Consider the following 8,096-nt stretch of genomic DNA (forward strand, 5'->3'; position numbering starts at 1 on the left):
AAAGCCTGGTCACAGGGTGGGTTAACCAACATGGATAACCTGGCGATGTTGTGCAGGTATCACAACCGCACCAACGATGATGACCCCGAACGCAGCTACCACGGCCGGGTGGAGAACATCCGGGGCGCACCCAAATGGAGATCACCAAACGGATACCTCGTGCCCAACACCATCCACCCCTACGGCGCGATGACACTGCTGTACGGAAGATAGCCCGCCAACACATGTCGAAAGCCAGCAACAGCTGGTCTTTCGGCATGCCCAGGTTTGACTATCGCCGCGAGTGGGAGACAAAACCCCAGGTCGTCGATCGTCGCAAAGCGCGATAGTCAAACCGGCGCAACCACGCCAAGGCCCCGGCGCCAACACCCCACCCGTGTCGCAGCGGGGAGCTCAGTACGATGAGCAGATACAGGTTTCAGACGCGTATATTTTCGGTATCGTCCCAGTTCACCTGCTCGAAATTAGCCAATCCAGACACACTTTTGACCTTTAAGTCTAAGGCTGGCCCGTGCCTCCCTAGGAGACGCTTTAGTGCCTGCTACGGCTCATTGAGGGCGAATTCCTCTGTAACTTCCTTGCGGCGCCAGTGCTCCACGAAGAAGGAGAGGAAGGGCACCACACCCGCCAGTGCCGTGACCAACCAGGTTTTGGTGGCCCATCGGGCCTTCATGCCCAGGTTCAGGGTGGCCAACAGGAACAGGGCGTACACCCAGCCGTGGGCGATGGCTACCCAGTTCAGGCTAGAAACGTCCATGTGGAGGATGTACTCCATGATCATGCGCACACACAACAGGAGCAGCATGACACCGGTGACCCATGCTGTAATAGCGAATAGTGTGAGTGCGGTTTTCACGCGACGTTTGCGTTCTGGGTGAATGCGCGGGGCGCCAGCATCTGGGGGAGTAGGGGTGTCAGGGTTCATCGGGGGAGTGCTCATTATTCGTGTTCCTTAAACGTCTTCGGTGTGGTGGCGCCGACGTGGTGTGTTCAGCTCATTGAACTCTTCCACATCCAATTCGCGTCGCTGGGGGAGGAAGTCCTCGCTGATTTCAGTCATGGCTGGCGCGGCATCGGGATCGCCGAACGCGGCGGCATCCGCCTCATAGAGCGCATCCATGGACTTACCAGCGTTTTCGGCATCGATCTTTTCGTTTTCCATCTTCATGCCTGCGCGGTAGATGTACACGAGGAACAGGCCAAACATTGGCCATTGCAGCGCGTAGCCCAGGTTCTGTAGTGATCCGGTGCCGGAGGTGTATCGCGACCACTGCCAGCTGGCCAGCATGATGCTCACCGCCACAGCCACAATAAGCAGGATTACGTGCCAGGCACGTACCCGCAAGCGTTTGCGTTGGGGAGGTTGCTCAGTCTGAATGTCCTGATTGTCTTGGTCGCTCACAACCCAAACTCTATCAATCAAACTGTTGAGGCCCCAAGGTCCGGAGGTGGGGCAAGAAGAGTGTGCGCCCGGTGAGACTTGAACTCACACGCCTTGCGGCACTGGAACCTAAATCCAGCGCGTCTGCCAATTCCGCCACGGGCGCGCTCCCGCGCTGAAATGCACAGTGTCCATGATTCATGGCGCGGAGCGGTTCACAGTGTACAGTGCACCGCCCTGCGAAAGAAACAAGTGCTGAAAAGGGGTGGGGGAGTGTTTAGCTCAGGTCGAGGTCACGCAGGAGGCGACCGACGTGGCCGGTGGCTTTGACGTTGTACTGGGCGGACTCGATGGTGCCGTCGGCGCCGACGAGGAAGGTGGAACGGATGACACCTTGGACGATTTTGCCGTAGTTCTTTTTCTCGCCGAAGGCGCCGTAGGCGGTCATGACGTCTTTGGACTCGTCGGAAAGCAGCTCGATGGTCAGGTCATGGTCGGCGCGGAACTTAGCCAGCTTTTCTGGGGAGTCCGGGCTGATACCTACCACCGCCACGGAGGACTCCGAGAATTCCGAGAGGTTTTCGGAGAAATCGCATGCTTCGCGGGTGCAGCCTGGGGTGTTGGCGCGTGGGTAGAAGTACACGATGACGCGCTTGCCTGCGTAGTCGGACAGGGAAACGGTTTCTCCCTTGTCGTTGGGGAGGCTGAAGGCGGGGGCGGCGTCGCCGACGTTCAAACGAATCTGTTCAGTCATACTGGCCACTGTACTTGTGGTGCGCTGGCATGGAACCGGTGCTGCGTCAGGGATTCTTCGGTACGGTACTGTGGGAACGAGATAGACAAGCAAACCTTTATGGGAGTTAGAAGTGGCACGCGATATTAACGATATCCAGCGCGAGATCGAGCGCACCCGCGCCAACCTGGCCAGCACGATCGATGAGCTCGCTGACCGTACCAGTCCGGAGAACCTGGCCAACAATGCGAAGGCGCAGGTGAGCACCAAGCTCAAGGATGACAAGGTGCAGAAGGTGCTTGCCGGTGTAGCCGTTGCTGTGGTGTTGCTTGTTGCCCTGAAGTCTTCGAGCAGCCGCAAGAAGAAGAAGGACCTCAAGGAGCTGCAGCGTCTGCTCGCTGAGCGTAACTAAAGCTCGATAAGTACAGCGCGCCCTCTTGCCAGTTAGGCAAGGGCGCGCTGCTTTTTTAAAGTACCGCTGCGCCGGCTTCGCGGAGCTCATTCAAGGTCGCACGGCCGCGTTCTTCGCTCACGGGGGAGCAGTGCTGGCTGAGCACGCGTACCTCGAAGCCTTCACGCAGCCCATCCAGTGCGGTGGCGCGGACGCAGTGATCGGTGGCGATGCCCACGATGTCGATAAGCGTTACCCCACGCTCATTCAGCCATTGCGCAAGAAGTACATCTTCGCTTGTCGACGCCCCCTCGAACCCGCTATACGCCGCCTCATACCGCCCTTTGCGGAAGTACTCTTCGATGACGGATGCGGCTGCTTCCTCGGCCAGCGGTGCGCGCATGGCAGCGCCTTCCGAATCCGCAACGCAGTGAACGGGCCACGTATCGACAAAATCTGGGGTGTCAGAAAAGTGCGTCCCCGGATCAATGTGCCAATCCTGGGTGGCCACGATGTGGTCATAATCCTTCGCGTTGGTGGTAAGCAGCTGGGCAATGCTTTCCGCCACCACGTCACCACGGTCGGTGGCAAGGGAGCCACCGGGGCAGAAATCATTCTGAACATCAACAATGACAAGAGCCTTGGTCATACCCCGTAACCCTACTCAATCCTTGTCCTGTTCAGCGCTCTGCGGCGCAGGGCACCACCGAGGGCGTTGTGGGCGCCACTGTGCCAGCTGATCCAACAACTCGTCCGGATCATCCACCACGATGAGACTGTCACGGTCCTCTTGGCGCACAAAGCCGTGCGCCACCATGTGGTCCACCATCTGGATCAACGGTTGCCAAAACTCGGTGCCCAGCAGGCCGATGGGTTTGGTGTGGAGGGCGAGTTGTTGGTTGGTCCATTCGTCGAAAAGCTCATCGAGCGTGCCCGCACCCCCAGGAAGCGCAACAAATGCATCGCACCGCTGACTCATGAGGGCCTTGCGCTGCGCGAGTGTATCCACGAACACGAGCTCCGTGAGGCCCGTGTGCGCAATCTCATGCGCGGCGAGATGCTCCGGAATGATACCCACCGTCGCACCACCAGCATCAATCGCGCCCTGGGCGACTGCCCCCATCAAACCCAACCGGCTACCGCCATACACAAGTGTGATGCCGCGCCGGGCGAGTGCCACCCCAAAATCCCTGGCCAGCGTGTTCATCTCTGGCGCAGTTGCCTCTCGGGCTCCTGCAAAAACAGTCACGGCATGGATGGGGCTGGGTGGTGTTGCCTCGGCGGTGCTCATGTCACTTAAGAGTAGTCTTGCCGACAGGGCTATGGATACGAAAAACGAGGCCAGACACCGTGGGGGTGCTCTGACCTCGTAGTCTGTGCGCCATCAGGGACTCGAACCCCGAACCCACTGATTAAGAGTCAGTTGCTCTGCCAGTTGAGCTAATGGCGCTTTGCCTTTGGAAGGCAACGAAAGAAAAATATAGCACCCCACCCTCAATACATGAAATCGCCTGGTTAGAACGGTGTTATGGGGCTAGGGAAACAATACGATAACGACTTGGCGGATGTGACTGTTTCAAGTAGGACAATGTTGGGTTTGGCGTTAAGGTAACGGGCACGATAATCGCTCAAAGCGTTGTGTGTGGTGCAGTTTCTTTGAAGGTGAATCATGTAACTAACCAGGCGATACCTGCGATTAACAAAGGTGAAGTCCGATAGCGGTATCGGGGTGCGGCAGAAAGTTAAGTGGTTGAAGCATGTCTTCTAGGTCGGTGTGGTCGGTGTCGAAGCTCCGTCGTGTTGTTGCCACGAGTGCGGCAGCCGTGCTTGTGGGGACTGCGTTGGCTGGTTGCACGCTGGAACGTAGTGACGCGGCTGCAGAGGCCGAAAAGGAGATTGTTAAGGACACCCCGGCCACCATCTCCGTGAAGGACGGCGCCACTGAAGTGGAGCCGGGCATTCCCGTGAAGGTGAATACGCCGGCGGGGCTGAGTAGCGTCACCATGACGAATGAGTCTGGCAAGGAAGTCAAGGCATCCTTCAACGATGACCGCACTGAGTGGACCACCGCCGAGCCACTGGGCTACGGCAAGACTTACACGGTGAAAGCCATGACCAAGCAGGGGACGGCAACGCTGGCCAGCTTCACCACGGTGACGCCGAGCCTGCAGATGTCTGGCTCCGTTAGCCCGCTTGAAGGGTCCGAAGTCGGTGTGGCTCAGGCTGTTGTCTTCTATTTTGATGTGTCACCGCAGGACCGCCAGGCTGTGCAGGACGCAATCACGATTGAGACGTCCAACAACACCGTGGGTGGCTTCTACTGGATCGAGGCCAACAAGCTCATCTGGCGCCCCAAGGAGTACTGGGAGCCGGGCACGAAGGTGACGGTGAAGGCAGACCTGTACGGCAAGGACTTTGGCAACGGTATTTACGGCCAGCAGGACACGGAAACCAACTTCACCATTGGTGAGGAGGTCCGCACCGTGGTGGACAACAGCACCAAAACACTGACCGTGTACCGCAACGGTGAAAAGATTAAGTCCTTCAACATCGCGCTGGGCCGCGACGGCAGCTATGACACTCCAAACGGCAACTATGTGGTGGGGGATCGCCATGACAGCTTGGTCATGGATTCGCGCACCTATGGTCTAAGCCTGGAGGCGGGCGGTTACGTCACGCCGGTGAACTACGCCACCCAGCTGTCCTGGTCCGGCATCTACGTCCACTCGGCCCCGTGGGCAACGTGGGCTTTGGGGCAAACCAACGTCTCCCACGGTTGCATCAACGCCACCCCGGCGGATGCCAAGTGGTACATGGACACCGTCAAGCGCGGCGACCCGGTTGAGATTGTGAACACCAAGGGCAGCACACTGCCGGGCACGGATGGTTTGGGCTACTGGAACATTGATTGGGAGACGATCAAGGCTGGCAACGCCGATACGTCTTCCTAGTTTCCCGGTCCGCCGGGGGTATGGGTAAGGCCCTGCACCGATTCCATTTGCGGGATGGTGCAGGGCCTTAACCTTCGGGGTGGCTGACGGGGCTCGAACCCGCGACACCCAGGATCACAACCTGGTGCTCTACCAGCTGAACTACAGCCACCATCGCTGTTTGCACAGCGGAAACCTACTCTAGTTCACTTGGTCTGAATTACAAAAACTGCTGGTAGCGGCCCACGGCGTCCTGCGCGTGTGCTGCTGCTTCGCTTGTTGCGGGGCCGGGGCTGGCGATGAAAACAGAGCGACGGTAGTAGTCGAGCTCGCGGACGGATTCCACGATGTCGGCGAGCGCACGGTGGGACAAGTTTTTGTCGGGCTGGTTGTAGTACGTGTCGGCGAACCAGCGACGGGTGAGCTCCTTGATGGTGGACACGTCGATCATGCGGTAGTGCAGGCGTTCGTCCAGGCGTGGCATGTATGCGCGGATGAAGGAGCGGTCCGTGGCAATGGAGTTGCCGGCCAGCGGTGGGCGGATTCCAATGCAATGCTTCTCGACGAGCTCCAGAACCGCCGCTTCCGCCTCCTCCACCGTGATCGTGGAAGCCTTGATCTGTTCGGTGAGGCCAGAGGTTGCATGCATGTTGGTGACAAAGTCATCCATCTCTGCGAGCTCGGCGTCGCTGGCGTGAACGACAAGATCAATGCCCTCGTCGAGGACGTTGAGGTCCGCATCGGTGACCAGGGCTGCAACCTCCACGATCACGTGGCGGTCTGGTTCTAGGCCGGTCATTTCAAGGTCGATCCAGACAATGCGGTCATCTTTAGCAGCGAGTGCTTCATTCATGGGCACAACGCTAGCCCATCTTGGCGTAGAACCAGCCCATGACGGGTGCAAGTGCACCGCGTGGGGCGAAGGAGGAGACGAAATCCATGGCCTTGGACAGTGGGCCTGGGGTGATGCGGCGGCGGTTCTTCATCATGGCTTCGATGGTTTCGCGGGAGCAGGATTCATAGGTGGTCCAGAGGAAGTCTGGGACAACCTTGTCCACGATGGACTGTTCCGCTTCAGGCACCACGGCATCGCGGACGGGGCCTGGGGCGAGGAGGGTGCAGTGCACGCCGGTCTTCTTCAGCTCGTAGTGCAGGGCCTCAGTGAAAGCGTTCACGCCAGCCTTGGTGAACACGTAGGTGGCGTTGTTCGGGATGGGCACGTTGCCGGCCGCAGAGCCGACGTTGCACAATGCGCCCTCACCGCGCGGAACCATCTGGTCCAGTGCAGCTTTGGTGATGCGGAAGACGGCGGTGGCATTAAGGTTGAACTGGTTCGTCTCATAGTCCCAGTCCTGCTCCATGAAGGGGCCGAAGGAGGCGATGCCGGCGGAGTTGATGCAGATGGAGACCCGGTAATCGTCGATAAGCGCAAGGAGCTTGTCCACGTCCTCGGCGACGGAGAGATCATGTGCGGCGACGATGACATCAACACCGTGCGCTTTTTCAAGCTCCGCCGCGAGTGCTTCGAGCACGTCCTTTCGCCTTGCGACGACAATCAGGTTGTACCCAGCTTTAGCCAAATCACGCGCCATGGCCTCACCGATGCCTTGGCTGGCACCGGTGACAAGGGCGTAGGAGTCGTGGGAGGGAGAAGGAAAACTCATGCCTGCGAGCCTACTTCACTGAGAAGACATCCCCCGGCTGACAGTCGAGTGCCTGGCAGATCGCGGCGAGGGTAGTAAAGCGAACGGCTTTGGCGCGGTTGTTTTTCAGGACGGACAGGTTAACGGGCGTGATGCCCACTTGTTCGGCGAGGGCTGCGCCGGTGATGCCGCGCGCGGCCATGAGCTCGTCGAGATGGCACACCACCCGTGGTGCATCAGTGGGGTTAGACAAGGCCATCAACATCCTCTTCCAGCTTCGCGCCGCGGCGCAGGATCGTGGCCAGTGCGCCGAGAACGAGGATGAGAAGGAGGGCCGGGGCGAGCTCAGAAAGTGGGGTGCCGGTTCCCGGGGCGCCCCACCAGTCGATTCCAAGCTGAGCGGCGGCCCAGTTATTGGCCATGCCTTCCAGGCCCAAACGGGCAATGAAGAAGACGACAATGCTGATCCATGCGCCAGTGAGGCGACGTGCGTTCTTTTCGGTGAAGACCTTCTCTTTCGCCATGTCGGTGAAGGTGTTTGTTACAAGGAACACTGCGCTGAGCAGGGCAACGAACTTCAAACCTAGGGCGACGGTGAACATGGTCTGCGGGCCGGTGGTCAGATCGGCGAAGTGCAAACCGTCTTCGATGGCGGGGGAGAGGCGGCTGGAAATCGTTCCATCGTTCACCAGCGCGATGATCTCTGGCAGGAGCCATGCGAAGGCGATGGCGACGGCGAGAGCGTCGAACCGGGAGATCTTTGTGCGGTCGCGGCCCTTCGGTGGGCGGGGCCTGGGGGTCGGGGTAGGCGTGTTCATGACGGCGATCCTTTCTTATCGATATTCGATGCTGTCGTAATTCGATAATATCGCTAATCGATATGCCGTCAAGGGTTCTGGCAAAAAATTTCCGCCCACGGGTGGGACGGATGGTGAAAAAATTGGCTTAAGGGACATTTCGTGTGGATAAACCGATACGGATTCCCGAGGCAGCCTGGGATAATACGGTGATCTTGATT

11 protein-coding genes, 3 tRNA genes and 1 pseudogene are annotated in these 8,096 nt (G+C 58.9%); 3 read left to right on the forward strand and 12 right to left on the reverse strand.

From position 1 onward, the window contains the following. A pseudogene (locus QP994_RS10590) lies at positions 1–213 on the forward strand (HNH endonuclease signature motif containing protein); the annotation flags it as partial. 328 nt (positions 214–541) lie between these two features. Here QP994_RS10590 and QP994_RS10595 read toward each other — a convergent pair. The 4 genes from QP994_RS10595 to bcp form a co-directional block, all read right to left on the reverse strand. Then, complete coding sequence (locus QP994_RS10595; RefSeq protein WP_284856136.1) at positions 542–940, reverse strand: DUF3817 domain-containing protein; 399 nt, start codon at positions 938–940, stop codon at positions 542–544. 12 nt (positions 941–952) lie between these two features. Next, positions 953–1,402, reverse strand: coding sequence for an MreC domain-containing protein (locus QP994_RS10600; RefSeq protein ID WP_284856135.1), 450 nt, complete (start codon positions 1,400–1,402; stop codon positions 953–955). A 63-nt stretch (positions 1,403–1,465) separates the two neighbouring features. Then, positions 1,466–1,547, reverse strand: a tRNA-Leu gene (locus tag QP994_RS10605). A gap of 111 nt (positions 1,548–1,658) precedes the next feature. Beyond that, on the reverse strand, positions 1,659–2,135 hold the full coding sequence (gene bcp / locus QP994_RS10610) for a thioredoxin-dependent thiol peroxidase (RefSeq protein ID WP_284856134.1): 477 nt from the start codon (positions 2,133–2,135) through the stop codon (positions 1,659–1,661). Between the two features lie 112 nt (positions 2,136–2,247). Between bcp and QP994_RS10615 the strand changes: the two genes are divergently transcribed. After that, positions 2,248–2,526, forward strand: a complete 279-nt coding sequence (locus QP994_RS10615; RefSeq protein ID WP_284866735.1) for a DUF3618 domain-containing protein — start codon at positions 2,248–2,250, stop codon at positions 2,524–2,526. Between the two features lie 55 nt (positions 2,527–2,581). Here QP994_RS10615 and QP994_RS10620 read toward each other — a convergent pair whose 3' ends face one another. The 3 genes from QP994_RS10620 to QP994_RS10630 form a co-directional block, all read right to left on the reverse strand. Next, entirely contained in the window at positions 2,582–3,154 is a 573-nt protein-coding gene (locus tag QP994_RS10620; RefSeq protein WP_284866737.1) for an isochorismatase family protein, read from the reverse strand. A 15-nt stretch (positions 3,155–3,169) separates the two neighbouring features. Next, the gene (locus tag QP994_RS10625; RefSeq protein WP_284866739.1) at positions 3,170–3,796 is read right to left on the reverse strand and encodes an LOG family protein; all 627 of its coding nucleotides are present in this window, start codon (positions 3,794–3,796) and stop codon (positions 3,170–3,172) included. A gap of 86 nt (positions 3,797–3,882) precedes the next feature. Next, a tRNA-Lys gene (locus QP994_RS10630) sits at positions 3,883–3,955 on the reverse strand. A 307-nt stretch (positions 3,956–4,262) separates the two neighbouring features. On the opposite strand from QP994_RS10630, the gene QP994_RS10635 reads away from it, so the two are divergent. After that, complete coding sequence (locus tag QP994_RS10635; protein ID WP_284866741.1) at positions 4,263–5,456, forward strand: L,D-transpeptidase; 1,194 nt, start codon at positions 4,263–4,265, stop codon at positions 5,454–5,456. 78 nt (positions 5,457–5,534) lie between these two features. Here QP994_RS10635 and QP994_RS10640 read toward each other — a convergent pair. The 5 genes from QP994_RS10640 to QP994_RS10660 all read right to left on the reverse strand — a co-directional run bounded on the left by QP994_RS10640 (position 5,535) and on the right by QP994_RS10660 (position 7,896). Then, positions 5,535–5,607: transfer RNA gene (locus QP994_RS10640), tRNA-His, on the reverse strand. Between the two features lie 48 nt (positions 5,608–5,655). Continuing rightward, positions 5,656–6,288 carry an oligoribonuclease gene (orn, locus tag QP994_RS10645; protein WP_284866743.1) on the reverse strand — a complete coding sequence of 211 codons (633 nt, stop codon included), beginning with the start codon at positions 6,286–6,288 and terminating at the stop codon, positions 5,656–5,658. A 10-nt stretch (positions 6,289–6,298) separates the two neighbouring features. Further along, entirely contained in the window at positions 6,299–7,099 is an 801-nt protein-coding gene (gene cmrA, locus QP994_RS10650; RefSeq protein ID WP_284866745.1) for a mycolate reductase, read from the reverse strand. A gap of 10 nt (positions 7,100–7,109) precedes the next feature. Further along, on the reverse strand, positions 7,110–7,304 hold the full coding sequence (locus QP994_RS10655) for a helix-turn-helix domain-containing protein (protein ID WP_502870052.1): 195 nt from the start codon (positions 7,302–7,304) through the stop codon (positions 7,110–7,112). A 19-nt stretch (positions 7,305–7,323) separates the two neighbouring features. Next, a complete protein-coding gene (locus QP994_RS10660; RefSeq protein WP_284866747.1) occupies positions 7,324–7,896 on the reverse strand; it encodes a hypothetical protein in 573 nt (190 codons plus the stop codon). Positions 7,897–8,096: the final 200 nt, after the last annotated feature.

It is taken from the genome of Corynebacterium sp. MSK044 (assembly GCF_030232825.1).
Lineage (GTDB): Bacteria > Actinomycetota > Actinomycetes > Mycobacteriales > Mycobacteriaceae > Corynebacterium.

What these genes read in the sequence shown, in the direction of transcription:
- QP994_RS10595 (WP_284856136.1), bottom strand. Translation starts at nt 940, where the DNA reads ATGAGCACTCCCCCGATGAACCCTGACACCCCTACTCCCCCAGATGCT.
- bcp (WP_284856134.1), bottom strand. Translation starts at nt 2,135, where the DNA reads ATGACTGAACAGATTCGTTTGAACGTCGGCGACGCCGCCCCCGCCTTC.
- QP994_RS10620 (WP_284866737.1), bottom strand. Translation starts at nt 3,154, where the DNA reads ATGACCAAGGCTCTTGTCATTGTTGATGTTCAGAATGATTTCTGCCCC.
- QP994_RS10625 (WP_284866739.1), bottom strand. Translation starts at nt 3,796, where the DNA reads ATGAGCACCGCCGAGGCAACACCACCCAGCCCCATCCATGCCGTGACT.
- QP994_RS10635 (WP_284866741.1), top strand. Translation starts at nt 4,263, where the DNA reads ATGTCTTCTAGGTCGGTGTGGTCGGTGTCGAAGCTCCGTCGTGTTGTT.
- orn (WP_284866743.1), bottom strand. Translation starts at nt 6,288, where the DNA reads ATGAATGAAGCACTCGCTGCTAAAGATGACCGCATTGTCTGGATCGAC.
- cmrA (WP_284866745.1), bottom strand. Translation starts at nt 7,099, where the DNA reads ATGAGTTTTCCTTCTCCCTCCCACGACTCCTACGCCCTTGTCACCGGT.
- QP994_RS10660 (WP_284866747.1), bottom strand. Translation starts at nt 7,896, where the DNA reads ATGAACACGCCTACCCCGACCCCCAGGCCCCGCCCACCGAAGGGCCGC.